Source organism: Cycloclasticus sp. P1 (assembly GCF_000299965.1).
GTDB classification, from domain to species: domain Bacteria; phylum Pseudomonadota; class Gammaproteobacteria; order Methylococcales; family Cycloclasticaceae; genus Cycloclasticus; species Cycloclasticus pugetii.
In genome coordinates, this window is sequence record NC_018697.1 from 521,052 (window position 1) to 546,819 (window position 25,768).

At 41.2% G+C, this 25,768-nt stretch carries 27 protein-coding genes; 23 read left to right on the forward strand and 4 right to left on the reverse strand.

The window, feature by feature from the left end:
• The first annotated feature begins 5 nt into the window (after positions 1-5).
• The 9 genes from dmpG to fabB all read left to right on the forward strand — a co-directional run bounded on the left by dmpG (position 6) and on the right by fabB (position 8,192).
• Complete coding sequence (gene dmpG / locus Q91_RS02575) at positions 6-1,028, forward strand: 4-hydroxy-2-oxovalerate aldolase (protein WP_016389825.1); 1,023 nt, start codon at positions 6-8, stop codon at positions 1,026-1,028.
• Positions 1,029-1,039: 11 nt separating this feature from the next.
• Positions 1,040-1,831 carry a 2-oxo-3-hexenedioate decarboxylase gene (gene dmpH, locus Q91_RS02580; protein WP_015005321.1) on the forward strand — a complete coding sequence of 264 codons (792 nt, stop codon included), beginning with the start codon at positions 1,040-1,042 and terminating at the stop codon, positions 1,829-1,831.
• Positions 1,832-1,844: 13 nt separating this feature from the next.
• Positions 1,845-2,036 (forward strand): 2-hydroxymuconate tautomerase, encoded by a 192-nt coding sequence (locus Q91_RS02585; protein ID WP_015005322.1) that lies wholly within the window; start codon positions 1,845-1,847, stop codon positions 2,034-2,036.
• A gap of 158 nt (positions 2,037-2,194) precedes the next feature.
• Positions 2,195-3,226, forward strand: a complete 1,032-nt coding sequence (locus tag Q91_RS02590; RefSeq protein WP_015005324.1) for an LLM class flavin-dependent oxidoreductase — start codon at positions 2,195-2,197, stop codon at positions 3,224-3,226.
• 9 nt (positions 3,227-3,235) lie between these two features.
• Complete coding sequence (locus Q91_RS02595; protein ID WP_015005325.1) at positions 3,236-4,066, forward strand: alpha/beta fold hydrolase; 831 nt, start codon at positions 3,236-3,238, stop codon at positions 4,064-4,066.
• Positions 4,067-4,085: 19 nt separating this feature from the next.
• Positions 4,086-5,045, forward strand: coding sequence for a ketopantoate reductase family protein (locus tag Q91_RS02600; protein WP_015005326.1), 960 nt, complete (start codon positions 4,086-4,088; stop codon positions 5,043-5,045).
• Between the two features lie 6 nt (positions 5,046-5,051).
• Positions 5,052-6,353, forward strand: coding sequence for a hypothetical protein (locus Q91_RS02605; protein WP_015005327.1), 1,302 nt, complete (start codon positions 5,052-5,054; stop codon positions 6,351-6,353).
• 93 nt (positions 6,354-6,446) lie between these two features.
• Positions 6,447-6,962, forward strand: a complete 516-nt coding sequence (fabA, locus tag Q91_RS02610; protein WP_026362564.1) for a 3-hydroxyacyl-[acyl-carrier-protein] dehydratase FabA — start codon at positions 6,447-6,449, stop codon at positions 6,960-6,962.
• Between the two features lie 12 nt (positions 6,963-6,974).
• Entirely contained in the window at positions 6,975-8,192 is a 1,218-nt protein-coding gene (gene fabB / locus Q91_RS02615; RefSeq protein ID WP_015005329.1) for a beta-ketoacyl-ACP synthase I, read from the forward strand.
• Between the two features lie 64 nt (positions 8,193-8,256).
• On the opposite strand, the gene Q91_RS02620 is transcribed toward fabB, so the two are convergent.
• The 3 genes from Q91_RS02620 to Q91_RS02630 all read right to left on the reverse strand — a co-directional run bounded on the left by Q91_RS02620 (position 8,257) and on the right by Q91_RS02630 (position 11,581).
• Positions 8,257-8,859 (reverse strand): FKBP-type peptidyl-prolyl cis-trans isomerase, encoded by a 603-nt coding sequence (locus tag Q91_RS02620; protein WP_015005330.1) that lies wholly within the window; start codon positions 8,857-8,859, stop codon positions 8,257-8,259.
• A 118-nt stretch (positions 8,860-8,977) separates the two neighbouring features.
• Positions 8,978-9,217, reverse strand: coding sequence for a hypothetical protein (locus Q91_RS02625; RefSeq protein WP_015005331.1), 240 nt, complete (start codon positions 9,215-9,217; stop codon positions 8,978-8,980).
• A 96-nt stretch (positions 9,218-9,313) separates the two neighbouring features.
• Positions 9,314-11,581, reverse strand: coding sequence for an NADP-dependent malic enzyme (locus tag Q91_RS02630; RefSeq protein ID WP_015005332.1), 2,268 nt, complete (start codon positions 11,579-11,581; stop codon positions 9,314-9,316).
• Between the two features lie 122 nt (positions 11,582-11,703).
• Here Q91_RS02630 and Q91_RS02635 point away from each other — a divergent pair, with 122 nt between their 5' ends.
• The 13 genes from Q91_RS02635 (at position 11,704) to Q91_RS02695 (ending at position 23,028) form a co-directional block, all read left to right on the forward strand.
• On the forward strand, positions 11,704-12,630 hold the full coding sequence (locus tag Q91_RS02635; protein ID WP_016389823.1) for an ABC transporter ATP-binding protein: 927 nt from the start codon (positions 11,704-11,706) through the stop codon (positions 12,628-12,630).
• Positions 12,623-13,396, forward strand: coding sequence for an ABC transporter permease (locus Q91_RS02640; RefSeq protein WP_015005334.1), 774 nt, complete (start codon positions 12,623-12,625; stop codon positions 13,394-13,396). The genes Q91_RS02635 and Q91_RS02640 overlap by 8 nt, the downstream gene beginning before the upstream one ends.
• Positions 13,397-13,562: 166 nt before the next feature.
• On the forward strand, positions 13,563-14,906 hold the full coding sequence (locus Q91_RS02645) for a Na(+)-translocating NADH-quinone reductase subunit A (protein WP_015005335.1): 1,344 nt from the start codon (positions 13,563-13,565) through the stop codon (positions 14,904-14,906).
• Positions 14,906-16,111, forward strand: a complete 1,206-nt coding sequence (locus Q91_RS02650; RefSeq protein WP_015005336.1) for an NADH:ubiquinone reductase (Na(+)-transporting) subunit B — start codon at positions 14,906-14,908, stop codon at positions 16,109-16,111. Before Q91_RS02645 ends, Q91_RS02650 begins: the two co-directional genes overlap by 1 nt.
• Positions 16,104-16,925: a Na(+)-translocating NADH-quinone reductase subunit C gene (locus Q91_RS02655; RefSeq protein WP_015005337.1), complete on the forward strand. Its 822-nt coding sequence runs from the start codon at positions 16,104-16,106 to the stop codon at positions 16,923-16,925. The genes Q91_RS02650 and Q91_RS02655 overlap by 8 nt, the downstream gene beginning before the upstream one ends.
• Before the next feature lie 2 nt (positions 16,926-16,927).
• Complete coding sequence (locus Q91_RS02660) at positions 16,928-17,590, forward strand: NADH:ubiquinone reductase (Na(+)-transporting) subunit D (RefSeq protein WP_015005338.1); 663 nt, start codon at positions 16,928-16,930, stop codon at positions 17,588-17,590.
• Positions 17,590-18,198, forward strand: a complete 609-nt coding sequence (nqrE, locus tag Q91_RS02665) for an NADH:ubiquinone reductase (Na(+)-transporting) subunit E (protein WP_015005339.1) — start codon at positions 17,590-17,592, stop codon at positions 18,196-18,198. Before Q91_RS02660 ends, nqrE begins: the two co-directional genes overlap by 1 nt.
• A 13-nt stretch (positions 18,199-18,211) precedes the next feature.
• Positions 18,212-19,435 (forward strand): NADH:ubiquinone reductase (Na(+)-transporting) subunit F, encoded by a 1,224-nt coding sequence (gene nqrF, locus Q91_RS02670; RefSeq protein WP_015005340.1) that lies wholly within the window; start codon positions 18,212-18,214, stop codon positions 19,433-19,435.
• Positions 19,436-20,488, forward strand: a complete 1,053-nt coding sequence (locus Q91_RS02675; RefSeq protein ID WP_015005341.1) for an FAD:protein FMN transferase — start codon at positions 19,436-19,438, stop codon at positions 20,486-20,488.
• Positions 20,485-20,682 carry a (Na+)-NQR maturation NqrM gene (nqrM, locus tag Q91_RS02680; protein ID WP_041230479.1) on the forward strand — a complete coding sequence of 66 codons (198 nt, stop codon included), beginning with the start codon at positions 20,485-20,487 and terminating at the stop codon, positions 20,680-20,682. Before Q91_RS02675 ends, nqrM begins: the two co-directional genes overlap by 4 nt.
• 39 nt (positions 20,683-20,721) lie before the next feature.
• Complete coding sequence (locus tag Q91_RS02685; RefSeq protein ID WP_015005343.1) at positions 20,722-21,123, forward strand: CBS domain-containing protein; 402 nt, start codon at positions 20,722-20,724, stop codon at positions 21,121-21,123.
• 3 nt (positions 21,124-21,126) lie between these two features.
• Entirely contained in the window at positions 21,127-22,572 is a 1,446-nt protein-coding gene (gene sbcB / locus Q91_RS02690; protein ID WP_015005344.1) for an exodeoxyribonuclease I, read from the forward strand.
• 171 nt (positions 22,573-22,743) lie between these two features.
• Positions 22,744-23,028 carry a hypothetical protein gene (locus Q91_RS02695; RefSeq protein WP_015005345.1) on the forward strand — a complete coding sequence of 95 codons (285 nt, stop codon included), beginning with the start codon at positions 22,744-22,746 and terminating at the stop codon, positions 23,026-23,028.
• 156 nt (positions 23,029-23,184) lie between these two features.
• On the opposite strand, the gene Q91_RS02700 is transcribed toward Q91_RS02695, so the two are convergent.
• Positions 23,185-24,930, reverse strand: coding sequence for an ABC transporter ATP-binding protein (locus Q91_RS02700; protein WP_050999767.1), 1,746 nt, complete (start codon positions 24,928-24,930; stop codon positions 23,185-23,187).
• A 256-nt stretch (positions 24,931-25,186) separates the two neighbouring features.
• On the opposite strand from Q91_RS02700, the gene Q91_RS02705 reads away from it, so the two are divergent.
• The gene (locus Q91_RS02705) at positions 25,187-25,705 is read left to right on the forward strand and encodes a YhcB family protein (RefSeq protein WP_015005347.1); all 519 of its coding nucleotides are present in this window, start codon (positions 25,187-25,189) and stop codon (positions 25,703-25,705) included.
• Positions 25,706-25,768: the final 63 nt, after the last annotated feature.

Here is a 25,768-nt window from a genome sequence, read left to right on the forward strand (position 1 = left end):
TGGTGATGAATTTAAAAGGTAAAAAAATTAAGTTACACGATAATGCGTTACGTGATGGTATGCACTCAGTCAGCCATCAGTTCTCATTAGACGATATGGTTAGGATGGCTGTTGCGTTGGATGAAGCTGGAATGCCATTAATCGAAGTAACACATGGAGATGGCTTAGGCGGCTCTTCAGTAAACTACGGGTTTGGAAAACATTCGAACCGTGAATATCTTGAAGCAGTTGTACCAAAAATGAAGAATGCCAAAATATCAGCATTGTTACTGCCTGGTTTAGGTACGGTCGATGATCTTGCGATGGCAGCTGACTGTGGTATTTCAACAATCCGTGTGGCCACACACTGTACAGAAGCTGATGTTTCTGAGCAGCACATCCAAAAAGGACGTGAATATGGCTTAGATACGGTTGGTTTTTTGATGATGGCGCATATGACATCACCTGAGGCATTGTTAGAGCAAGCTAAAAAAATGGTTGATTACGGTGCAAATTGCATTTATGCAACCGACTCAGCGGGTTACCTGTTGCCAGATGATGTAACCGATCGAATTGCCGCATTAAGAGCGGAATTTAGCGATGATATCGAAATCGGTTTTCATGGTCATCACAACATGGCAATGGGTATTTCAAACTCACTAGCGGCAATTGAAGCAGGGGCTACTCGTATTGATGGTTCTGTTGCAGGCTTTGGAGCAGGTGCAGGTAATACACCACTTGAAGTGATGGTCGCGGTTTGTAATCGAATGGGCATTGAAACTGGTGTTGATGTCGATAAGCTTATGGACGTCGCTGAAGATATTGCACTTCCGTTAATGCCAACACCAACACGTATTGACAGAGACTCTTTAACGTTAGGCTATGCAGGCGTCTATTCATCATTTTTGCTTCATGCAAAAAGAGCAGAGAAAAACCATGGCGTGCCAGCACGAGAAATCTTAATGGCATTAGGTGAAATGGGTGCAGTAGGCGGTCAAGAAGACATGATCGAAGATGTTGCCTTAGAGATTAAAAAGAAATCAGCGTAAGAGGAACTATTATGGCTTTAGATAAAGCAACAATTGAACAGTTAGCGGAGCACCTAGAAAATGCTGAGCTTAACTGCACAGAAGTAACAAAAATAACAAATGATTATCCAGAAATCACCTGGGATGAAGCACTCGATGTACAGTGGGAGATTCGTCGTCGAAAAGAAGCACGAGGTAACAAGATTGTTGGTCTAAAAATGGGCTTAACATCGATGGCAAAAATGCGCCAGATGGGAGTAGAAACACCCTGTTATGGTTTTTTGGCTGATTATTTTAGTATTCCTGATGGTGGTGAAGTTAAGATCTCTGAGTTAATTCACCCAAAAGTAGAAGCAGAAGTTGCGTTTGTAACAAAAAAAGAATTAAGTGGACCAGGTTGTCACATTGGTGATGTTTTGTCAGCAACAGATTTTATTGTTCCAGCTGTGGAAATTATTGATTCACGTTATAAAGACTTTAAATTTGACCTTAAGAGTGTGATTGCTGATAACTCTTCTTCATCACGCTTTGTAACAGGGGGTCGTATGTTACCGGTTGAAGATTTGGATCTTAAAACAATCGGTGTGGTCATGGAGATCAATGGTGAAGTAGTAGAGTTAGGTGCTGGTGCAGCTATTCTAGGTCACCCTGCAGCAAGTGTTGCAATGCTGGCTAATCTGTTGGCGGAACGTGGAGAGGTTATTCCTGCTGGTACGTTTATTATGGCTGGGGCTATTACCCCTGCTATTGCAGTTAAAGCAGGTGATAATGTTTCAGTGCGCTATCAAGATCTAGGCACTGTGACAATGCGATTTGTTGATTAACGGGAGAAAGTAAATGCCAATAGCACATATTCATATGATGGAAGGTCGAACTGATGAGCAAAAAGCTGCGGTTATTGAAAAGGTAACTGATGCGCTTTGTGAAGCAGTCGATGCGCCACGTCAAAACGTTCGCGTATTAATTCAAGAAGTACCTAATACACAGTTTGGAATTGGTGGTAAAACTGCAAAATCGTTAGGTCGTTAAGCGACGACACGTTTTAAGTTATCGGTTTTATTGAAAACACTTAAAAGCCCTAGCAATGAAAGTTGTTTAGGGCTTTTTTGTATTTTTTGATAACTGTCATCGACGAGAGAATACAAATCCATTTAATATAAATGCCTTTTTAAATTTCCCCTTAAATAATGAAAAACATAAAACTAAGCGTTCTTGATCAATCTCCTGTCCATGATAATCAGCCAGAATCTAGCGGATTATTTTCTACCATTGAATTGGCAAAAGCATGCGATGAGGTAGGTTATCACCGGTATTGGGTCGCAGAGCATCATGCAACCCCGGGTTATGCAAGCCCTTGTCCTGAAATGATGGTGAATAATGTCGCTCATGCTACAAAACGCATTAGAGTGGGCAGCGGTGGAGTCATGTTGCCGCACTACAGTGCGTTTAAGGTGGCTGAAACATTTAAAATGTTGGAGGCATTTCATCCGGGCCGTATTGATTTAGGAGTAGGGCGTGCGCCAGGTGGACACCCAATTTCATCGGCTGCTATTTCAGCGCCAAGGCAAACGGTTCCCTCCGAATACTACCCTAGTCAAACGCAAGATTTGATAGGGTATTTAAGTAACAATCTGCCTGAGGATCATCCTTATAGTCAAGCTGTTGTGGTACCAACCGATGTGGGCGCACCACCAGTTTGGATGTTAGGTTCGAGTGATGGCAGTGCTGAGATGGCGGGTGTGTTAGGCGCAGGTTTTGTGTTGGCGCTATTTATTGGAACACATGATAGACCCCCAGAGATCATACAACGCTATCGCAAGGCATTTAAACAAGGTGGTAGTCTAGACAAAGCAGAAGCAATTATTGCAGTCGCGTCTATTTGTGCAGACTCTAAAGAAGAGGCGGAGCTCATTGCAAGTAGCCATACATATTGGAAAGTTCAGGCCTTTCGTCATGGCAAGATTGACAGTTTTTTTTCGCCTGAAGAGGTGATGGATAAAAAGAAACAGTTATCCCTCTCTGATCAAGCGTACTACGATGAAACATTAGCAACGATGGTTACCGGGACACCTGAGCAATGTCAGTCACGTTTAGAGCAAATTGCAGAGTTATACGATGTTGAAGAATTAATGATTGTTAATGTGACTCATTCCTTGAAACCTCGCATAGCCTCTTATAAAATGTTGGCTCAACAATTCGGGTTATTAAATAACATCTAGGAGATAATCATGAGTTCCAATCCAGAAATTGCCAACAGCATTCAAACGGGTGCCTTTAAAACTAATTACCACGATGAAGGTGAAGGGTATCCAGTATTTATGATTCATGGGTCTGGACCTGGTGTAACGGCTTGGGCTAATTGGCGTTTAGTTATTCCTGTATTGGCTGAGCACTATCGTGTGATTGCCCCTGATATGGCGGGTTTTGGTTTTACCGAACGTTTAGAAAACTATGAATATACAATGGATAATTGGGTTCAACATGCTGTTGATCTAATGGATGCATTGGGTATTGAGAAAGCACATTTAGTTGGTAATTCATTTGGCGGCGGCTTAGCGATAGCGCTTGCAATTAAGCACCCTGAACGAGTTAATCGTCTTGTTTTAATGGGCGCGGCCGGCGTTGAATTTGAATTAACAGCAGGCTTGGATGAGGTTTGGGGTTATGAGCCATCAGTGGCAAATATGCGTAAAATGATGGATTTATTTGCTTATGATCGAAGCTTAGTGACTGATGAGTTAGCTGAACTTCGTTATAAGGCAACTATCCAGCCAGGGTTCCAAGAGTCATTTAGTAAAATGTTCCCTGCACCTCGTCAACGTTGGGTTGACGCGCTTGCTAGTGACCCTGAAGATATTAAGAAGATTCAACACGAAACATTGATGGTTCATGGTCGTGAAGATGTTGTGGTTCCGCCTATTACATCAAAGACCTTTTTTGAATTATTGCCAAACTCGCAACTGCATATGTTTGGAAAATGTGGACATTGGACTCAAATAGAACAAAATGCACGGTTTAACAAGTTGGTATTAGATTTCTTTACAGAAGCGGATCAATAAACTTAGGTAAGAAAATTAAGTGAACTTTGCAATTATAGGTGCTGGCGGTATAGGTTGTTACTATGCCGCCAGGCTAATTCAGGCTGGTGAGACTGTTACGTTGGTCGCTCGAGGCGCTCACCTACAGGCTATGCAAGGGCAGGGTCTAGAAGTTAAACACGCCGAGTTAGTGTTTAACCTACAGGTTAGTGCCGTTAGTCTTGATAAATGGTTTGAAACAACACGACCAGAACAGCTTGATGTTATTGTTGTGTGCTTGAAAAGTATGCAAACAGCGGGCTTTGCGCGTCAACTTGATGCTTGGTTAAAGAAGTATCCAAAAAATGAATTGCCCTATGTTTTATCTTTGCAAAATGGTGTCGATAATGAGCAGCAGCTTAGTTCAGTATTGCCAGCTGGTTTGGTTTTGGGTGGTATTGCTCGCCGGATAGGTGCGCATATTGTTAAACCAGGTGTGGTTGAGTCAATTGGCCCTGCGCAGGTCATTTTAGGTTTGTGGCCCAATCATCAAAAAATCAGTGCTAAAACCGAGCAAAGAATAAACGAGATAGCTCGTTGCTTTAACTCTGCAGAAATTCCAACAGAGGTCTCTAAAGATATTAATAAAGAACTATGGCGTAAGTTAATTATTAATAATGGTCTTAACCCAGTATGTACCTTGTTAGAAAAAGAGACCGGGCAGGTAACACCTGATGTGCGTCTATTACCACTCATACGTGGTGCAATGGAAGAATCAGTGCTGGCAGCAAAAGCTAATGGGGTTGAGTTATCTCAAGAAGATCTCGAAGATATGCTTGAATTGATTTCAACGTTTGATTCTATAAAGCCTTCCATGCTGGTTGACCGCGAAAAGGGTCGCCCGTTAGAAATTGAAGAGATTTGTGGCGTTGTCATTAAAGGCTGTGAAAGGATGGGAAAAGATGCGCCATATAACCGAACTATCGCCACGTTATTACGCCTTGCTGTAGAAACTTCTTAGACTTTAATGTCTTATCTTATAAAGGCTGCAGGGCCGTTATTAATACTTAGTTTTGTGTTAACAGTTTTTAATGCTTGGGTTCCAAATAATATTGAAGGACTTCAGGGCGTGTTTACATGGCTTGCCGGCATTATTTTATTTTTTGATTTGGCGGTTAAGCAAAAAAAGATCATCCTGACCATTGCGACTTTTGCCATCATGAGCTGGTTGGTGGCATGGCAAACTGGTGAAATAGCTCATATTGATAAAGCATTTTCAGCAAATCAGTTAATGATTGTAATGCTGATTGGGGTGCAGTTTTTACAATTAGTGGCCTTGCCCGTTGATAAGAAAGCAAAGGCTTTACCGACAGGCGTCAAAGCCTTTGTTAGAACTTACCTAGGTGTTCACTTCTTTGGCTCGGTCATCAATCTATCAGCTGTATTATTGGTGGCAGATAGAATGGTAAAAGAGGCGCAGCTATCAATGAATCAACAGAAGTTGTTGACGAGAGCGTTTACATCGGGCGCCCATTGGTCGCCATTTTTTGCTGCTTTTGCAGCAGCGTTAGTTTTTACGCCCGAAGCTTCGCTGCCCATTGTGATGGTCGTTGGTTTTGGATTGGCCGTGCTTGCATTTTTGATTACATTTTTCGAAGCTAAGGCAAATAAGCAGGAGGGTATCGAAGAGTTTATTGGTTACCCAGTACGGTTTGAAGCATTGTGGCTGCCAGTTGGCTTGGTCATATTAGTAGCATTGGCTCATTATGCTTTTCCTGCGGTTAGTGTGCTTATATTAATAGCAATGTGCTCCTTGCTATTAAGCTTGGTGGTTTTGCTGTTAAGGCAGGGGTTAAGCAAAGGGGGTATGGGTTTCATTCATTATGGGGTGAACAGGCTTCCGCAAATGAAAAATGAGCTGCTTCTATTTCTTATTGCAGGTGTGTTTGGCTCAGGATTGGCGGCAGCCCTTGATGGCTTGTCGATAGCTATTCCGTTTCAGCACTTCGATGGCTTTGTGGCATCCGTTATTTTGCTATGGATGTTTGTATTAGCTATTTTGGGCGTTCATCCGGTTATCAGTATCGCTGTTATTGGGCATTGGATTATAAGTATTGAGCCAAATCAAACGTTACTGGCGATTACGTTTTTAATGGCTTGGGCGATTGGGGTGTCGGCAAGCCCAATATCTGGAATTAATCTTGCGCTACATGGGCGCTACGGTGCGTCAGGGCAGCAAATTTTCAAATGGAATATAGCGTATGCGTCAAAGTTATATTTATTTGATTGCGTTATTTTAATGGCGGCTGGTTACTTACTTGGTGTTTAAGATGCTCGCTCAATTGCTTGATAACAAGTATCATATAGCATTGTAAATCCATCATGGGCCATAACACTTTAAGGAAGCAGTATTTTGACAGAGATTAAGAAACAGAATTCATTTAATAAAGAAGAATTATTGAGCTGTGGAAGAGGGGAGCTATTTGGCCCTGGGAATGCACAGCTTCCTATGCCAAATATGTTAATGGTCGATAGAGTTATATCCATTACAGAAGATGGCGGTTCAAATGGTAAAGGGCAAATTATTGCGGAGTTAGATATTACTCCCGACCTGTGGTTTTTTGAATGCCACTTTCCGGGTGACCCCGTCATGCCTGGTTGCCTTGGCTTAGATGCAATGTGGCAATTAGTTGGCTTTTATTTAGGCTGGAAAGGTGGCTTAGGACGAGGACGAGCGTTAGGAGTGGGTGAGTTAAAATTTACGGGGCAAGTACTACCAACGGCCAAGAAAGTGACTTATAAAATTGATTTAAAACGAGTTATTATGCGTAAATTAGTGATGGGTATTGCTGATGCGGTGATGGAAGTGGACGGAAAAGTAATTTATGAAGCAAAGGATTTGCGTGTAGGGTTATTTACTTCAACTGAAAATTTCTAAAAAAGGTTAAATATGAGACGGGTTGTTATTACAGGCATGGGTATTGTTTCATCACTAGGTAGTGATGTAGATACTGTTGCAGATTCGCTTAAAACTGGGAAATCAGGTATTAGCTATAGGGAAGCGTACAAAGAAAAAGGTTTTCGAAGCCATGTCGCTGGTGTGCCAGATATAAATCTAGACGAATTAATAGACCGTAAGGCTCGACGCTTTATGGGAGACGCTGCTGCTTATGCCTATGTGTCAATGCAGCAAGCGATTGATGATGCAGGTTTGACAGAAGAGGAAGTATCAAACCCTAAAACTGGGCTTATCATGGGCTCTGGTGGAGCGTCTACAAAGAATGTTGATGAAGCTATTAACTTATTGAATACGAAAGGTATTCGTCGAGTTGGGCCTTATATGGTACCAAGAACGATGAGCAGCACAGTATCAGCAGGACTGTCTACACCCTACAAGATTAAAGGCGTTAACTATTCGATAACTTCTGCTTGCGCGACCAGTTCACATTGTATTGGTAATGCTATGGAGCTTATTCAATTAGGTAAACAAGATCGTGTTTTTGCTGGTGGCGGCGAAGAGGAGCATTGGTCATTAACAATGATGTTTGATGCGATGGGCGCCTTATCAACAAAAAGAAATGATACTCCTGACACTGCTTCACGAGCCTATGATGCAGACCGTGATGGTTTTGTAATAGCTGGTGGTGGTGGTGTAGTAGTGGTAGAAGCCCTGGATGTTGCATTGGCTAGAGGTGCGAAAATATATGCTGAATTAGTTGGTTACGGCGCTACTTCAGATGGTTACGATATGGTGGCTCCGTCGGGTGAGGGTGCAACGCGTTGTATGCAAATGGCCTTAGAGAATGTCGATACACCTGTCGATTATATTAATGCGCATGGCACCAGTACACCGGTAGGTGACATGGCTGAGCTTAAAGCAGTAAAAGCCGCTTTTGGTGATAAGGTACCACCGATCAGTTCTACGAAGTCATTATCGGGTCATTCTTTAGGGGCAGCGGGTGTGCAAGAGGCCATTTATTGTTTATTGATGATGAAGGATAACTTTATAACAGCCTCAGCAAATATTGACCAATTAGATGAGGCAGCTGAAGCGGCTAATATTGTTATGGAAACTCAGACAGGTGTTGAGTTGAATACAGTAATGTCAAACAGCTTTGGTTTTGGTGGAACAAATGCGACCCTAGTGCTAAAGCGTTACGAAGACTAACATTAAGGTTATAGAAGCAAAAAAACCGGTCAATGACCGGTTTTTTTTGCTTTGAAACTTAGTGTTATTTAATCGCTAACAATTCCATTTCAAAAATCAGTGTTTCATTTGGTCCAATCGCACCACCTGCACCTTGTTCACCGTAAGCCAATTCAGAAGGAATAAACACTTTCCATTTTGTGCCAACTTCCATCAGTTGTAGTGCTTCTTGCCAACCCGGGATAACGCCATTTACTGGGAATGTAGCTGGCTCGCCACGCTTAATAGAGCTGTCAAACACAGTGCCATTGATAAGTGTGCCTTCATAATGCACTTCAACAGTATCTGTTGCTTGAGGTTTTTCGCCTGTGCCTTGATTGATAACAATGTATTGCAGGCCGCTTTCTAGAACTTGTACCCCTTCAGTTGCAAGGTTGTCTTTTAAGAACTGAATGCTTTTATCAGCGTTGTTGTTTTTTGCTTCGTTAGCTTTTTCCTGCATTTCTTTTTGGAATGCTTCAATAACTGCTTGCATTTCTGCAGGGTTTAAAAGGCTAGGGTCGCCATTTAAGCTGTGTGTAAGACCTAAAACGAGGGATTCGGTTTCAACATCTAGTTTATCTTGACGGATACCGCCACCAATTTGTTGGCCCATTGTGTAGCTAAGCTTTTGCTTTTCTGTTTCCAAAATACAGTCCTATTAAGTAAAGTTAAACGACCATTCTACAATAAATAGACGCAAAACTATAGCTGATGGGAATTCACCTTAATTAATGCTGAGCTTTAGTTGTGTTTTGAAGGGGGGGTTAGGCTCTAATATCTATTATGCTGCCAATAACATCGCCAGCTGTTTGTGCGACTCGGGTTGATACTTGAACTTGCTGTTGTGCTTGTTGTAACGCGAGGAGCTCTTTGGCTGTCTCTTGACTAGATTGCTCGCCGCTTAACTGCTCATTACTGGCCAGTTTCTGGCTTGCATTGCTTGCCTGATTAAGACCGTTGTTAATGCCTAAGAGGGCGTTTTGGTTGATAGAGCTAACGTTCATATCAGTATTTTAGAGTAATTTACGCAATAATTATAGTTAACAAACCAACACCCGTAATGTGAAAGAAATCACATTACGGGTGTTTTATCGCTTAAATTAGCTAACCTCACCTTGTTCTGCAGAGCATAAAGCGGTCATGTTCAGGATTCGCCTGACAGAGGCAAAAGGCTTTAGAACGTGTACGGGTTTTTCTAAGCCCAATAAAATAGGACCAATGGTTACCCCGTCACTTAAGATGCGAACCATGTTAAATGAAATGTTGGCGGCGTCTAAATTAGGGAAGATAAATAAATTAGCTTCACCGTTAAGTTTGGAGTCGTTTATCACGCCTTTTCTTAAATTTTCAAGCAACGCAGCATCGGCTTGAATTTCGCCTTCAACTTCAAGTTGAGGATGTTTTTCATGAAGAATGCTAACAGCGCTGGACATTTTTTTTGCATCATCATCATTAGCGCTGCCAAAATTAGAATGTGATAGTAAGGCGGCTTTAGGGGTGATGCCAAATCGTTTAACATGGTTAGCAGACTGCAATGTCATGGCAACTAGCTCATCAGTAGTTGGGTTGTTGTTTACCATTGTGTCGCAAAAGAAGAAAACGCCTTTTTGTAATGAAATGGCGCTCAGTGCAGCTACATTTTTTACCCCGTCTGCTTTATCTAAAATATCGGTAATATGACCAAGGTGTCGGTGATAATTGCCAACCATGCCACAAATCATAGCGTCAGCTTTGCCAAGCTTGACAAGTAAGGAGGCTAAGACGGTTGTTTTTGTCCGCACATAATTTTGCGCTAAGGTTAATGAAACACCTTTTCGCCCTTTTGCTTTATGGTATTCGGCAACACATTCGCGAAAGTAAGGGTTGTTGTCTGGTTCAATAATTTCAACTTGATCTAGTATTGATGTTTCAAGGCCTAATCGATCAATTTGTTCAATAATGACCTTTTTACGACCTACAAGAATGGGCGAGGCTAACTGGGAGTTAACGATCTCTTGTACGGCGCGAAGTACTCTTCCATTCTCCCCTTCGGCATAAACGACACGCTTTGGTGTGAGTTTGGCTTGCTCGAAAATAGGCTTCATGACCATGCCTGAACGATAAACGTAGCGTTCAAGCGAGGCTCTGTAATGATTAAAGTCTTTAATTGGTTTGGTAGCAACACCACTTTCCATAGCGGCTTTGGCAACAGCTAATGGTATTTCAATAATAAGATTAGGATCGAAAGGACGAGGAATTAAGTATTCGGGTCCAAAAACAGGGGTCTTTCCAACATAACTATCACTGTCGTCATTTACTGCTTTTTGTGCCAACTTGGATAGTGCGCGGATACACGCGAGTTTCATTTCTTCGTTAATGGTAGTTGCGCCAACATCAAGTGCGCCCCTAAAGATATAAGGGAAACACAGCACATTATTCACTTGATTTGGATAGTCAGAGCGACCAGTTGCAATAATAGCGTCATCCCTTACTTCTTTAATCTCTTCGGGTAGTATTTCGGGTATGGGGTTAGCAAGTGCGAAGATGATAGGTGATTTGGCCATTTGTTTGACCATGTCTTTAGTCATCATGCCGGCACGTGATACGCCTAGGAAAATATCTGCTCCGACAGTGGCTTCGGCTAAGGTTCTGATGTCAGTTTTAGTCGCGTAGCGTTGTTTGCGATCATCCATTCCTTCAGTTCTGCCGTCATGGATAATCCCTTTACTGTCGCTGACGAGAATGTTTTCTCGTTTGAGGCCCATTTCAACAAGCATATCTAGGCATGCAATACCGGCCGCACCTGCTCCAGATGCAACAAGTCGAACCGTTGAAATGTCTTTATTGGCTACTTTTAAGCCGTTAAGGATAGCAGCGGCTGTGATAATGGCGGTGCCATGTTGGTCATCGTGGAAAACAGGGATGTCAATTTTTTCACGAAGCTTTTTTTCGATGAAGAAACATTCGGGTGCTTTAATGTCTTCAAGGTTAATGCCGCCAAAGGTGGGTGCTAGGCTGGCCACAATATCAACAAATTTATCGGGGTCTTTTTCATTGATTTCAATGTCAAAGACATCTACGCCGCCAAACTTCTTAAACAGGACGCCTTTGCCTTCCATAACTGGTTTTGAGGCCAGTGGGCCTATATCCCCTAAGCCAAGGACGGCAGTACCATTGGTAATTACCGCCACTAGGTTGCTTCGTGCCGTATAAAGTGCGGCAGAAGAGGGGTCTTTGGCTATTTCTAAACAGGGTTCTGCCACGCCGGGGCTGTAAGCCAAAGCAAGGTCGGTTTGGTTACTCAGTGCTTTAGTCGGTGTAACTTCAATCTTTCCAGGCTTCGGATGTTGGTGATAATACAGCGCGTTCTTTATAGGCTTGTCAGACATAATTTAAGTAATAGTTTGGTTGATGTCGAAATGATAGTGTCATTATACGTTAAACTAGGCGGTTAATTGCTAACTTGGCTTACGAGTTAGATGTTTTATTTTTACAAATACAAGTTTTAAATATGAATGCACTTGAAATAAATCAGCTATACAAGCGTTACGATAACGACTTTCTTGCGGTTAAAGGTATAAATTTAGAGGTCAAGCAGGGAGATTTTTTTGCACTATTAGGTGCAAATGGCGCAGGCAAGTCCACCACAATAGGCATTGTGGCCTCGTTGGTTAATAAGACATCAGGTACTGTTAAAGTCTACGGGCATGATTTGGATACTGACCCGGAAGGGGTGAAGCGCTGTCTTGGTTTAGTGCCACAAGAGTTTAATTTTAATCAGTTTGAAAATGTCTTTGATATCGTTGTGTCTCAGGCCGGCTATTACGGTATTCCTCGAAAAAAAGCGCTGGAAAGAGCTGAGATTTGTCTAAAACAGCTAGAGCTTTGGGATAAGCGTAATGAGGCAGCAAGGGAGCTGTCAGGCGGTATGAAACGGCGGTTGATGATTGCGCGAGCATTGGTGCATGAGCCGAAATTACTAATACTCGACGAACCTACAGCTGGTGTTGATATTGAAATACGTCGGTCAATGTGGCGCTTTTTTAAGGAAATAAATGCTGCTGGAACGACGATAATTCTAACCACCCATTATCTAGAGGAAGCAGAAAGCCTGTGTAAGCATATTGCCATTATCAATAAAGGTAATGTGATTGAGAATATGGATATGAAGGGTTTGCTGGAAAAAGCTGATGAAGAGGTTTTTGTATTGAGCCTTGAGCGACCGGAAAAAGAGCTGCCAGTAATAACGGGTTGTAGAATAGAGCGTTTGGATGAAACGACATGGCAGGTTAGCGTGCGCAAGGAGTCGGGAATACACGCCTTATTTGATGAGTTAACTCAATTGGGTATAAAAGTATCGGGTATTCGTAATGAATCAAACAGGCTAGAACAGCTGTTTCTTAAGTTATTAGTAAAGAAGGGTAAGGATAATGTTTAATAAAGAATACTGTGTTGCGCTAGAAACAATAACGTATAAGGAAGTTAGGCGTTTTCTACGTATTTGGGTGCAAACTTTATTGCCATCGGTGATTACCACAACGCTTTATTTTCTTATTTTTGGCACTTTAATTGGCTCAAGAATTGGGACGATGAATGGCTATGATTATATGGACTTTATTGTCCCTGGGCTTATTTTAATGGCGGTTATTAGTAATGCCTATTCAAATGTAGTTTCTTCTTTCTACAGTTCAAAATTCCAGCATAATATTGAAGAAATGTTGGTTGCACCTATTCCCGGTTGGATCATTTTGACAGGGTATATTTCTGGTGGGGTGCTGAGAGGGCTGATCGTGGGGGTTTTGGTGACGATTGTGTCCTTGTTTTTTACAGACTTAAATATTGCGCACCCGGTGATGATGGTGGTTGTATTCTTGTTAACAGGGGTGTTGTTTTCAGCGGCGGGCTTTATTAATGCAGCCTATGCAAAAAGCTTTGATGATATTTCAATTGTGCCAACGTTTGTTTTGACGCCTTTGATATATTTGGGAGGGGTGTTTTATTCGATTGACTTATTGCCAGAGTTTTGGCAAAACGTATCATTACTCAATCCAGTACTTTACATGATCGATGTATTCCGGTTTAGTATATTAGGGGAGTCTGATATACCGCTGTTATACGGCTTTATCGTTATTGCGACATTTATTGTTTTTATGTTGGGGGTCAGTTTAAGGCTACTTTCTAAGGGAATTGGTATAAGGAATTAGTTAACGAGATTGAATGATGCGGTGCGATAGGATAGAATTCGAAAAGTTTTATAAGTAATTTTTCTAGAAGTATTGACGGCAGGTCAGCGGGTTATAGTCGCTACTCGACATTAAACGTGCAGTCTGCTTAAACAAACAAACTTAAATCAATTAAGAAGCCTAATCAATGAACTACTTTAAGATCAAAGAAGGCTTGGACCTGCCAATTAAAGGCGCGCCAAGTCAAGTTATTTCAGAGGGTAATCAGGTTTCCAGTGTTGCCGTTTTTGGCGAAGACTACATAGATATGAAGCCTACCATGCTGGTTAAAGAAGGTGATCGTGTCAAGCTGGGGCAGATTTTATTTACCGATAAAAAAACCGAAGGTGTTAGTTTTACTTCGCCTGGTTGCGGGGTTGTCAAAAGCATTAACCGAGGTGCGAAACGTGTGTTACGCACGGTTGTTATTGAATTAGACGGTGACGATCAGGTTGAGTTTACCAAATACTCGTCTGAAAAATTAGCGAGCCTTGATGCGGTAGATGTTGTTAAGAACCTAACAGAATCAGGTTTATGGACAGCTTTTAGAACGCGTCCATTCAGTAAAGTACCTGCGCCAGCTACTCGACCTGTAGCGATTCATGTATCCGTTATGGATACTAATCCATTAGCGGCAGATCCAAGTGTTGTTATTGCCGAAGATGCAGATGCATTTAAAGATGGTTTAACAGTGATCTCTCGCCTGACAGAAGGAAAGGTGTATGTGAGTAAGGCTGTCGACGCAGACATAGCAGTTCCCGACGTGGTCGAAGTCGCTGAGTTTTCTGGACCACATCCAGCAGGTCTTTCTGGTACACATATACATTTTATTGACCCTGTTCATTCGAAAAAAATTGCGTGGACCATTGGCTATCAAGATGTGATTGCCATTGGTAAATTATTTACATCGGGTCTTTTAAACGTTGAACGGGTCATTTCGTTAGCCGGCCCCAAAGTTCTTAAGCCGCGTCTTATTAAAACTAGACTGGGTGCAAATACAGAAGAGTTGGTTAGAAAAGAAATTGAGACGGGTAATGTGCGAATTATTTCGGGCTCTGTTTTGTCAGGTAGAAAAGCGAATAACTGGGCATCTTATTTAGGTCGTTACCATGTTCAGTTGTCAGTACTTCAAGAAGGAAGAGAGCGTCAGCTGCTAGGGTGGCTAAACCCAGCAGGCGAGAAATTCTCTTTTACAAATGCTCTGCTATCTAGTTTTAACCGTAAGAAAAAAATGGCAATGGATACATCAGCACACGGTAGTCCACGTGCCATGGTTCCTATTGGGGTATATGAAGGCGTGATGCCGTTGGATATTTTGCCAACACAATTACTTCGAGCCTTAGTTGTTATGGATGTTGATGCAGCTGAATCACTCGGTGCATTAGAACTAGACGAAGAAGATTTAGCGTTATGCTCATTTGTAGATTCAGGAAAGCATGATTTTGGTAAGGCGCTACGCGCTAATTTGGCACACATTGAGAAGGAGGGTTAATGTCTCGTTTAAGGAATTATTTAGATTCAATACACCCGAAGTTCGCTAAAGGCGGATCACTAGAGAAGTATTATGCGATTTATGAAATGGTGGATACCTTTTTATATACGCCTAAAGATGTTACCGCAGGCACAACGCATGTAAGAGATGCTATTGATTTAAAGCGTATCATGACGTATGTATTCATTGCGGCGTTACCTTGTGTGTTGATGGCAATGTGGAATACCGGCCATATGGCGAACATGGCGATGGCTGAGTTAAACATGACATCGTTAGATTCATGGCGTGGGTTTGTGACAAATGCGGTCGGCTATAACCCAGACAGTCTTGTGGCAAACATGGTACATGGTGCCATGTACTATATACCCATTTATGTTGTTACCGTATTAGTAGGCGGTATTTGGGAAGTCTTATTTGCAATTGTGCGTGGGCATGAGGTTAACGAAGGGTTTTTCGTTACATCAATGCTGTTTTCGCTGATTTTGCCGGCCACAATTCCTCTTTGGCAGGTAGCTATTGGTATTTCATTTGGTGTTGTTGTTGGTAAGGAAGTGTTTGGTGGTACAGGTAAAAACTTCTTGAACCCCGCGTTAACAGCACGTGCATTTTTGTTTTTTGCTTATCCAGCTCAAATGTCAGGTGATGCTATTTGGACGGCTGTTGATGGGTTTAGCGGTGCGACGGCTTTAGGCATGGCTGCTGCGGGTGGTATTACAGCAGTAACGACATCAGGAATTACTTGGATGGATGCGTTCTTAGGAACGGTGCAAGGCTCAATGGGTGAAACCTCAACACTTGCGTGTTTAATTGGGGCGAGCTTTTTGTTATATACCCGAATTGCTTCGTATCGCATTATGTTAGGCGTCTTAGCTGGCATGATAGTCACCAGTACTATGCTTAATTTAATTGGTAGTGACACAAACCCTATGTTTGCAACACCTTGGTACTGGCATGCTGTATTAGGTGGTTTTGCATTCGGTGCCATCTATATGGCAACGGACCCTGTGAGTGCGGCGATGACAAACACGGGTCGATGGGTGTATGGTCTATTAATTGGTCTGATGGTGGTTTTAATTCGTGTGGTAAACCCTGCTTTCCCAGAGGGAATGATGTTGGCCATTTTGTTTGCCAATATGTTTGCACCATTGATTGATTATTTTGTTGTTCAGTCAAACATCAAAAGAAGGGAGAAAAGAAATGCCTAATGAAAATGAAGCGAAGCCAGTAGGCAAAATGAACTTCCTCGCGTTATCAAACGATAGTACGCTTAAAACGTTCATCATGGCGACTTTAGTGTGCCTAGTATGCGCAGTTTTTGTGTCGATTTCAGCTGTTGCACTTAAACCACTACAAGAACTTAATAAAGAGCTAGATAAGAAGAAAAATATTCTTCAAGTAGCGGGTTTGTATGAGCAAGGCGATGATATCGAAGCGGCTTTTTCAAAAATTGATATTAAGCTTGTTGATTTATCAACGGGTGAGTATGTCACCGATATGGATCCGGCAACATACGATGTAAGACGAGCAGCTAAAGACCCAAACTTGAATGTAACAATACCTAAGTCAGATGACCTTGCTAATATCAGGATGCGTCCGAAATATATGCCGGTTTATCAAGTGAAAGAAGGTGATGCTGTGAAGCAGCTAATTCTTCCAATCAATGGTTATGGTTTATGGTCAACCTTGTACGGTTTCCTTGCGGTAGAAAATGATGGCCAGACCATTGTTGGTTTAAGCTACTACGAACACGCAGAAACCCCAGGTTTAGGTGGGGAAGTAGATAACCCAAAATGGAAAAAAATATGGGATGGAAAGAAAATCTACGGACCAGAGGGTGATGTTGCAATTAAAGTCATTAAGGGAACGGTTGTTCCGAGTGCACCTAAAGCGGAATATCAAGTTGATGGTTTAGCAGGAGCAACATTAACAAGTCGTGGTGTGAGTAATATGCTGAAATATTGGATGGGCGCTGAAGGGTATCAACAATACCTGAATAAAGTTCAAGAGAATGGAGCGTAACGATGAATAAAGAAACTCAAAAAATTATATTAGACCCATTAGTTGATAATAACCCTATCGGCTTACAGGTTTTAGGGGTTTGTTCAGCGCTAGCTGTAACAACAAACCTTGGGACGGCACTCGTTATGTCATTAGCCCTGACATCAGTGACAGCGTTTTCGAATCTATCAATTAGTATGATTCGTAATCATGTTCCTAGTGCAATCCGTATTATTGTTCAAATGACGATTATTGCATCGCTGGTTATTGTTGTTGACCAAGTGTTGAAAGCCTATGTTTATGATTTAAGTAAGCAGCTGTCTGTATTTGTTGGGTTGATTATTACTAACTGTATTGTGATGGGACGTGCAGAAGCATTTGCAATGAAAAACCCACCAGGACTTAGTTTTTTAGATGGTATAGGAAATGGTCTGGGTTATTCGCTTGTTCTAATGTTTGTAGGTACATTTCGTGAGCTCTTGGGCTCAGGAAAATTGTTTGGTATAGAAATCCTATCAACTGTAAATGATGGGGGTTGGTACGTACCTAATGGTTTAATGTTATTACCACCGAGTGCATTTTTTATCATTGGTTTAATGATCTGGGGTGTTCGTTCATTACGTCCTGCACAAGTTGAAAAGGCAGAATTTAAAATCAAAGAAGTTAACGGAACGGAGGTTGCGTAATGGAAGCTTATATAAGTTTATTTGTTAAAGCGGTTTTCGTAGAAAACTTAGCGTTATCTTTCTTCCTTGGGATGTGTACGTTCTTAGCTGTTTCTAAGAAGGTTTCTACCGCCATGGGTTTAGGTGTTGCCGTGATTTTGGTGCAAACGTTAACAATGCCACTGAATAACATTTTATACCAAGGTTTACTTAAAGAAGGTGCGCTTGAGTGGTTAGGGCTACCAGAAGTTGATTTAAACTTTTTAGGATTAATTGTTTATATTGGCGTTATTGCGGCGGTCGTTCAAATTCTTGAAATGGCGATGGATAAGTTTGCACCAGCACTCTATAACGCACTGGGTGTGTTTTTGCCGTTAATTACCGTGAACTGTGCGATTCTAGGTGGTTCATTGTTTATGGTAGAGCGAGATTATAATTTAGGCGAAAGTTTAGTCTTTGGCTTTGGCAGTGGCTTAGGCTGGGCACTAGCAATTACAGCCATTGCAGGAATAAGAGAAAAGCTAAAATATTCAGATGTACCTGATGGCTTACGTGGATTAGGGATTACCTTTATCACAGCAGGCTTAATGGCGATGGGCTTTATGGCATTCTCTGGTATTCAACTGTAATTAGGAACTCAGTATGTTAGAAATTGGTTTAGGTATAACGTTTTTTACCGGTATTGTCTTAATCCTGGTGATGATTATTTTGGCGGCAAAGTCAAAATTAGTAGCGCATGGTAATGTCAAAATATTAATTAACGGTGAAAAAGAAGTAGAGGCACCTGTGGGTGGCAAATTGCTAGGCGCATTAGCAGATGCTCAATTATTCGTTCCTTCAGCATGTGGAGGCGGGGGCACTTGTGGCCAATGTAAGGTGCGTGTTCAAGAAGGTGGTGGCTCAATGTTACCAACCGAAGGTGCCCACATTAATAAAGGTCAGCAACGTGATGGTGAACGTTTATCGTGTCAGTTAACGGTTAAACATGACATGAAAATTACAGTGCCAGAAGAAGTGTTTGGTGTTAAGAAGTGGAAATGTAAAGTTAAATCAAACCATAACGTAGCGACATTCATTAAAGAACTGGTTCTTGAATTGCCTGAAGGTGAAGATGTTGGCTTCCGTGCGGGTGGTTATATTCAAATTGAATGTCCACCGCATGTTGTAGATTATAAAGACTTTGACGTTGAAGAAGAATATAGAGCTGATTGGGATCACTTTAATATTTGGCGTTATAAATCTGAAGTTGATGAAGAAGTATTAAGAGCATATTCAATGGCTAATTATCCTGAAGAAGAAGGGATAATAATGTTAAATGTTCGTATCGCTTCACCAGCACCTAATGCGCCAGAAGGCACCCCACCTGGGAAAATGTCTTCTTATATCTTTAACCTTAAGCCGGGCGATGAAGTTACGATATCTGGCCCTTATGGTGAGTTTTTCGCCAAAGAGACAAAGTCTGAAATGGTCTTCATAGGTGGTGGTGCAGGTATGGCGCCGATGAGGTCGCATATTTTTGATCAACTACGTCGGATTAAAACAGATCGAAAAATATCATTCTGGTATGGTTCTCGAAGCCTAAAAGAAATGTTCTATGTGGAAGATTTCGATATGCTGGCGAAAGAAAACGATAATTTTGAGTGGCACGTTGCTTTATCAGACCCACAGCCTGAAGATAATTGGGATGGTTTGACAGGTTTTATTCATGAAGTTTTATTTGAAGAATACTTAAAAAATCATCCAGCACCTGAAGATTGTGAGTTTTACATGTGTGGGCCACCAATGATGAACGCAGCGGTGATTAAAATGCTTCAAGACCTTGGTGTTGAAGATGAAAATATCATGCTCGATGACTTTGGTGGATAATTGAGTTTACTTAAGCACCCCGCTAAAAATGTAATATTTTTAGCGGGTTTTTTAATATTTCTCAGCTTACTTAATGGTTGCGATTCGCAGCATAAATCAGCGTTTACATTAAGTGGCGAAACGATGGGTACGACCTATCACATAACTATTGCAGCAGATCAATTAAATGAAACACAAGAGTCATTAAAAAAAGCAATAGACTCACGCTTAGTTGAAATTAATCAGTCATTCTCAACGTATATTGGTTCCTCGGAAGTGTCTGTCTTTAACGACTCTAAGGGCCAGCAGTGGCACAAAAAATCTAAAGAGTTTATAAATGTTTTAGCACACGCTCAACAGATAAGTGATATTACTGAGGGTGCATATGATATTACTGTCGGACCTTTAGTGAACCTATGGGGTTTTGGCCCGACATTTAATGTCGATGAGATACCAACTGAAGTTCAGATCAAGGAAGTCCTAGCTAGTGTGGGCTATCAAAATATTGCTTATAACCTAGACACGCTTGAGATTAAAAAGTTAAACGATAAGGTGTATATCGACTTTTCGTCTATTGCTAAAGGCTATGCTGTCGATGAAATTGCAGAACTTATTGAGTCAAGAGGCTATAGCAACTTTATGGTCGAGATTGGCGGAGAAATGCGATTACGCGGTAAAAACGCACAAAATACCTTATGGCGTATAGCAATTGAAAAGCCAGACTCAAAAAATCGTTCAATCCATCGCGTACTTAAGGTAAGCGATACGGCTATTGCTACCTCAGGTGATTATAGGAATTTTTTCGAGAAAGATGGTGTTCGTTTTTCTCACACTATTAATCCCACAAATGGCCAACCCGTTCAGCATAAATTGGCCTCAGTTACTGTGCTGGCAGAAAATAGTATGAAAGCAGATGCTTGGGCAACAGCTTTTATGGTATTGGGTCATAAAAAGGGGTACGATTTGGCTGTGTACAATAGATTAGCTGTTTTATTTCTGGTGAAGGATGGTGATGGCATTAGAGAAATAGCAACACCAGAATTTACCTTAATGACCCAGGGGTTATCATCATGAATATATTTTTAGTAACGTTTTTAGTTTTCATGCTAGTAGTGATATTCATGTCCGTTGGTGTGATCTTTAGCAATCGCAAAATCAAAGGCAGTTGTGGTGGTCTTAATAGCATTGATGGGCTAGAAGGTGATTGCGCTCTTTGTAGTAAAAAAACCTGTGATAAAAAGAAAAAGATGGAAAAGTTAAACGCTTAGTCATTCTTACAATAAGTTTATAGGATATAAGGGGAGTAGATGTTTAAGTCAGTATTAATAAAAGACTACATGGCCACTAATTTAACGACCTTCACGCCAGGGCTGGAAATTTCCCAGGCGATTAAGTATTTAAATACGCATAAAATATCTGGCGCACCTGTGGTGGATGAGCGTGGCACACTAGTAGGAATGTTGTCCGAAAAGGACTGTCTTCAAGTGGCATTACAGTCAACCTACTATGAAGACTGGGTGGGTGGTGTCGTGTCAGAATATATGACTGAAGAATTAGAGACAGTGCCAGATACGGCCAGTATTGTAGACGTTGCTGAGAAATTTTTAAAATCATCATTTAAACGTTACCCAGTACTCGATGAAGACGGCGAATTGGTTGGTCAAATTAGCCGGAGTGATGTACTTAGAGCACTGGATGAACTTTGGTAAGCTTTGTCTGAAACATACTACTGGTACGACTACGAAACAACGGGCATTGATCCTGCTAGAGATCGTGTGGTCCAGTTTGCGGGTATACGTACGGATTTAAACTTTAATCCAGTTGCAAACCCCGATGTTTTTTATTGTAAATTGCATGATGATATCTTGCCTCACCCAGAAGCCTGTCTAATTACTGGAATTACACCACAACATGCAATCAGGGAAGGTTTATTAGAAAGCGAATTTATTAAGCGAGTGCACCGTGAGTTTAGTACGCCTCAAACATGTGTCGTTGGATACAACAGTATTCGATTTGATGATGAATTTACAAGGCACCTTTTATATAGAAATTTTTTCGACCCTTATGCCCGTGAATGGAAGTCTGGCAACTCACGTTGGGATTTAATAGACCTAGTTCGATTGACACATGCTCTTAGACCAGATGGAATTAATTGGCCACAACGTGAAGATGGCGCGGCTAGTTTTAAATTAGAAGAGCTGACTAAAGCGAATGGTATCTTGCATGAGGCCGCACATGATGCCTTATCAGATGTATATGCCACTATTGAATTAGCAAAGCTTATTAAGCAACAACAACCTAGAATTTATAGTTGGGGCTTATCACTGCGAAATAAAAAAAAAGCCGCGGAAAACCTTGACCTGATACACAATACCGCTGTTATACATGTGTCGAGTAAATACCCTGCCGCACAAGATTGTTTAGCAGTTGTTGTCCCCATTGCTGCTCACCCAGTGAATAAAAATGGAGTGCTGGTTTTTGATCTATCTGCTGACCCAACAGAGCTTATTGACTTAACAGCTGAAGAAATCCACCAGCGATTATACACACCTACGGCTGAATTAAATGAAGGACAGAAGCGCCTGCCTCTTAAGACCGTTCATATTAATAAATCACCAATGTTGGCACCCTTAAGTACCCTGACTACAGAGGTCAAAAATAAATTAAATATTGATTTACTGCGGTGCGAAGAAAATAGGCAAAAAATACTCGGTGCGGGTATTGAAAAAAAACTAGCAGAAGTTTTCTCTATTAATACATTCGAAAGCGCTACAGACCCTGATTTAATGCTATATAGTGGCGGTTTTTTTAGCCCTATAGATGTGCAAAATATGACGCAAATACGTGCTTGTCCAATAGATAAATTGGCAGAGTTATCGTTGCCATTTGAGGATGAGCGTTTAGAAGAAATGTTGTTTCGTTATAGAGCAAGAAATTACCCGGAAACTCTTAATGAGGTGGAAAAAACGCAATGGCAAGCATATCGCCACGATTGTTTTATTAAAGAACATAATGATGGACGTTTAACCTTAAAAGCATATTTTGAAAGGCTTGATGAGTTAGTGGTTGAGGGTGATTGGAGTGAAGAACAGCAAGTGCTACTAGAAGAATTAATTGATTACGGTGAAGCAGTTGCCGACAGTTTGGTATCAGACTAAATTTTTATTCATTGGCTTTAATCGCTAACAAACGTGGCCGGACTGCAAACAACTTGAAGGTATCATGAAAAAAGATTAAAGGTGTTGGTAGAATGTCTCCGATAAACCTTATCCCAAGCGTTAAATCATAATTGGTTTAGCGTTAACGATTAACAAAGCGCAGGAAATAGCATGGCAGAAACAGTAGAAGAGCTAACCGTTAGTTATACAGATGGCGGTATTGAAACAGTAAAAGAACTTGATAAAGTCGTTCTTTCAAAGGGTGCATGGGCGACCGTTATATACAAGCATCAAGATTGGAATCGTACAAAAGAAGAGTATGGCCCTGATAAATATACCATTCGTCGTTATCAAAAGCGTAATGGTGAGTACCAGCAGAAATCAAAGTTCAATATATCGAGTGCTGCCCAAGCGGAAGGTATTATCGCGGCATTACAAGGTTGGATAAAAGAATAAGAAACCCCTGTTAGTAGCAAGGGGAGTTAAAAACTTGTTAATAATCAAAGCCAGATAAACACCATTGAGTGCTTATCTGGCTTTTTTGTTATATCACCTGTATTGTTTTCATGTTTAAAGAAAAATAGGACGAGCAAATACTTAGTGAGAGTTAGTTTAATGCTGCTTTTCACCGTAAAGCTTAGCGTATAAGCCCTGTTGTTCAATAAGCTTGTTGTGATGGCCTTGTTCGCTAATAATGCCGTCTTCAAAAACATACACATGTTGGGCCTGTTTTATGGCACTTAAGCGATGGGCAATAATGATTGTGGTGCGGTCCTTTAAGAAAGACCGCATTGATTTATGTAATTGAAACTCAGTTTCGCTATCCAGCGCTGAGGTTGCTTCATCCAGAATAACGACCTTAGGTTGGCTAAGGATCATTCGAGCAATGGCAAGCCGCTGACGCTGTCCACCGGATAAACGTACGCCTTGTTGACCGATCAATGTGTCCAGTTGCTGAGGTAATTGTTGTATGGTTTGTTGGAGTTGTGCAATAGACAGTGCGTGCCACAGCTCATTATCATTTAAAGAACGCCCCATTGTTAAGTTGTCACGTATAGAAGCATTAAATAATACGGGGTGCTGAAGTACGGTTGATACATTGTCACGAATGGTATCAAAACCTATCTGAGTGACTGGAATATTATCAAAATAAATCATTCCGTCACTGATAGGGTATAAACCAAGTAGAGCCTGCACTAATGTAGATTTGCCGCCACCGCTAGCGCCAACCAAAGCAATTTGATCGCCTGACTTAATATCCAGTGTGATGCCATTGAGAATGTTTTTGTGACGACCATACGAAAAATGAATGTTTTTCATTTGAATAGACACAGAGTGTTTATTTTTAAAGGGGTTAACTGTATGTGGATAACGAGGCTCATCTTTTAAAGTAATGAGGGAGTTTATCCGCTCGAGGGCGGCGTTTGCGGAGAAGAAACTTAATTGAACGTGCAGTATTTCTTGGACTGGACCCATCATAAACCACAGGTAGCCAAAAACGGCGAGCATCTGGCCAATACTTAGGTCGGCGTAGACGACCATGAACATTGCAAGAGCTCGAAAGATATCAAAACCGAATAAAAACACCATAAAACCCAGTCGGTTTGCAGTGTCACTCTTCCAAGAATAACTACTGGCGCGAGTTCTAATAGTGTTGGCTTTACCAATCAATAGGGTTGTGTAATGTTTGCTTCGGTTATGAGCGCGAATTTCTCTTATCGCATTTAAGGTTTCAATAAGGGATTGTTGGAAGTCTTCAAAAGCCAAGTTTTCGTTAGCTTTTAAATGTTTAACCCGTTTGGCAAAAATGGTGGTGAAATAGATGACTGCAGGGTTGAGAAAAAGAATAAAGAGGGCAAGCTGCCAGTGCATCCAAAGCAGAACAATCGAGGTTCCAAGAACAGTAAGAATGGCCACTAACAGCTTACTTGTTGTACTGCCAATAAACTGGTCAACGGTTTCAATGTCAGTAATAAAATGACTGCTAATGGTTCCACTACCAACGGTTTCAAACTCGGTCATTGAGATAAAAGGTAAACGTTGTAATAAATGCCGACGAATTTGAAAAGTGATTTCTTTAGCGGTCAGAGTAAATAGACGGCTTTGTAAAACGTTAAAAAAAAGTGAGATAGCCCTTAATAAAAGTGTTAATAGTAATAAGGCGAGAATATATAAGACAGGCCCGTGCCAAACAGTAGGTGTTATTTGTTGGATTGTTTGTACGGCAACACCGGGCTGTTTAAGTAAAACCTCATCGACTAATAATGGCATTAGAAGGGGCACAGGAACACTCGCTAAAACAGCGATCATGGCCATAATATTTGCTTTTATTAAAGAGGCTCGATGCTTTTTTGCCATGCTCAGCAAAGTTTGCCATCGGTAAGTATTATGGAAATGAAAATCTTCGTTTAGGTTAGTCAAAGTGAGCCTTATATCAAAGTATTTAACGGTTAAATGAATATTCTAATGGATAGGCCAATTGATGTTGAGCCAATTGCTTAGTCGTTAAATAAGCGCTTAAGTTATTAGCCCACCTATAGGCGTTGTGAGATAGAATAAAAATTGTATGAAGGTCTTTTAAGTGAAGTGGAATATTTGCCAGGAGTTAAGTTAAATGAGTATTGAGTTATTGTTGGGCGTTGTAATAGGTACAGTTTTTGGTTTTTTCTTATCCTTGCTATTTAAAAAAGGAAAAGATGGCAGTTCAAAAATTAAAGCGCTAGAAGCTGAACACGAAGCATATCGCAAACAAGTCGATAATCATTTTGTTAATACAGCTGTCTTGTTTAAAGGCTTAACAGACCAATATCGAGATGTTTATCGACATATAGCGAACGGAGCAGGTGAGTTATGTTCTGATGAAGCAAAAGCACTTCAGGTCGATCTAGAAGAAACAGCTTTGCTTGCTATCCCAAATGAAGAGCTTGAAGTAGCACAGGAAGAAGGGCCGGTTATATCAAAAACAACGACAAAAAAAGAAGAGCCTCTTGAAGAAGACAGCGAGAAAGTAACTGAGATGGATGCACCTGAAAGTAACCCAACAGATGAGGATGATATTCCGCTGGCTAGCGAGGTGGAAATGTCTGCTGACATTGTTGAAGAAATTAAAAATCAGGCCAATAAAAAAAGCTAATGATGCCTGTCTTGTTGGTGCTGTAGCTCACCTAGATGTTAATCGGTTGTTAAGGGTGAAAGA

Bases quoted from the DNA above. Each gene is read 5' to 3' on its own strand.
- dmpG (WP_016389825.1), top strand. From the start codon at position 6: ATGAATTTAAAAGGTAAAAAAATTAAGTTACACGATAATGCGTTACGT.
- dmpH (WP_015005321.1), top strand. From the start codon at position 1,040: ATGGCTTTAGATAAAGCAACAATTGAACAGTTAGCGGAGCACCTAGAA.
- Q91_RS02585 (WP_015005322.1), top strand. From the start codon at position 1,845: ATGCCAATAGCACATATTCATATGATGGAAGGTCGAACTGATGAGCAA.
- Q91_RS02590 (WP_015005324.1), top strand. From the start codon at position 2,195: ATGAAAAACATAAAACTAAGCGTTCTTGATCAATCTCCTGTCCATGAT.
- Q91_RS02595 (WP_015005325.1), top strand. From the start codon at position 3,236: ATGAGTTCCAATCCAGAAATTGCCAACAGCATTCAAACGGGTGCCTTT.
- Q91_RS02605 (WP_015005327.1), top strand. From the start codon at position 5,052: ATGTCTTATCTTATAAAGGCTGCAGGGCCGTTATTAATACTTAGTTTT.
- fabB (WP_015005329.1), top strand. From the start codon at position 6,975: ATGAGACGGGTTGTTATTACAGGCATGGGTATTGTTTCATCACTAGGT.
- Q91_RS02625 (WP_015005331.1), bottom strand. From the start codon at position 9,217: ATGAACGTTAGCTCTATCAACCAAAACGCCCTCTTAGGCATTAACAAC.
- Q91_RS02630 (WP_015005332.1), bottom strand. From the start codon at position 11,581: ATGTCTGACAAGCCTATAAAGAACGCGCTGTATTATCACCAACATCCG.
- Q91_RS02635 (WP_016389823.1), top strand. From the start codon at position 11,704: ATGAATGCACTTGAAATAAATCAGCTATACAAGCGTTACGATAACGAC.
- Q91_RS02640 (WP_015005334.1), top strand. From the start codon at position 12,623: ATGTTTAATAAAGAATACTGTGTTGCGCTAGAAACAATAACGTATAAG.
- Q91_RS02645 (WP_015005335.1), top strand. From the start codon at position 13,563: ATGAACTACTTTAAGATCAAAGAAGGCTTGGACCTGCCAATTAAAGGC.
- Q91_RS02650 (WP_015005336.1), top strand. From the start codon at position 14,906: ATGTCTCGTTTAAGGAATTATTTAGATTCAATACACCCGAAGTTCGCT.
- Q91_RS02655 (WP_015005337.1), top strand. From the start codon at position 16,104: ATGCCTAATGAAAATGAAGCGAAGCCAGTAGGCAAAATGAACTTCCTC.
- Q91_RS02660 (WP_015005338.1), top strand. From the start codon at position 16,928: ATGAATAAAGAAACTCAAAAAATTATATTAGACCCATTAGTTGATAAT.
- nqrE (WP_015005339.1), top strand. From the start codon at position 17,590: ATGGAAGCTTATATAAGTTTATTTGTTAAAGCGGTTTTCGTAGAAAAC.
- nqrF (WP_015005340.1), top strand. From the start codon at position 18,212: ATGTTAGAAATTGGTTTAGGTATAACGTTTTTTACCGGTATTGTCTTA.
- nqrM (WP_041230479.1), top strand. From the start codon at position 20,485: ATGAATATATTTTTAGTAACGTTTTTAGTTTTCATGCTAGTAGTGATA.
- Q91_RS02685 (WP_015005343.1), top strand. From the start codon at position 20,722: ATGTTTAAGTCAGTATTAATAAAAGACTACATGGCCACTAATTTAACG.
- Q91_RS02695 (WP_015005345.1), top strand. From the start codon at position 22,744: ATGGCAGAAACAGTAGAAGAGCTAACCGTTAGTTATACAGATGGCGGT.
- Q91_RS02700 (WP_050999767.1), bottom strand. From the start codon at position 24,930: ATGGCAAAAAAGCATCGAGCCTCTTTAATAAAAGCAAATATTATGGCC.
- Q91_RS02705 (WP_015005347.1), top strand. From the start codon at position 25,187: ATGAGTATTGAGTTATTGTTGGGCGTTGTAATAGGTACAGTTTTTGGT.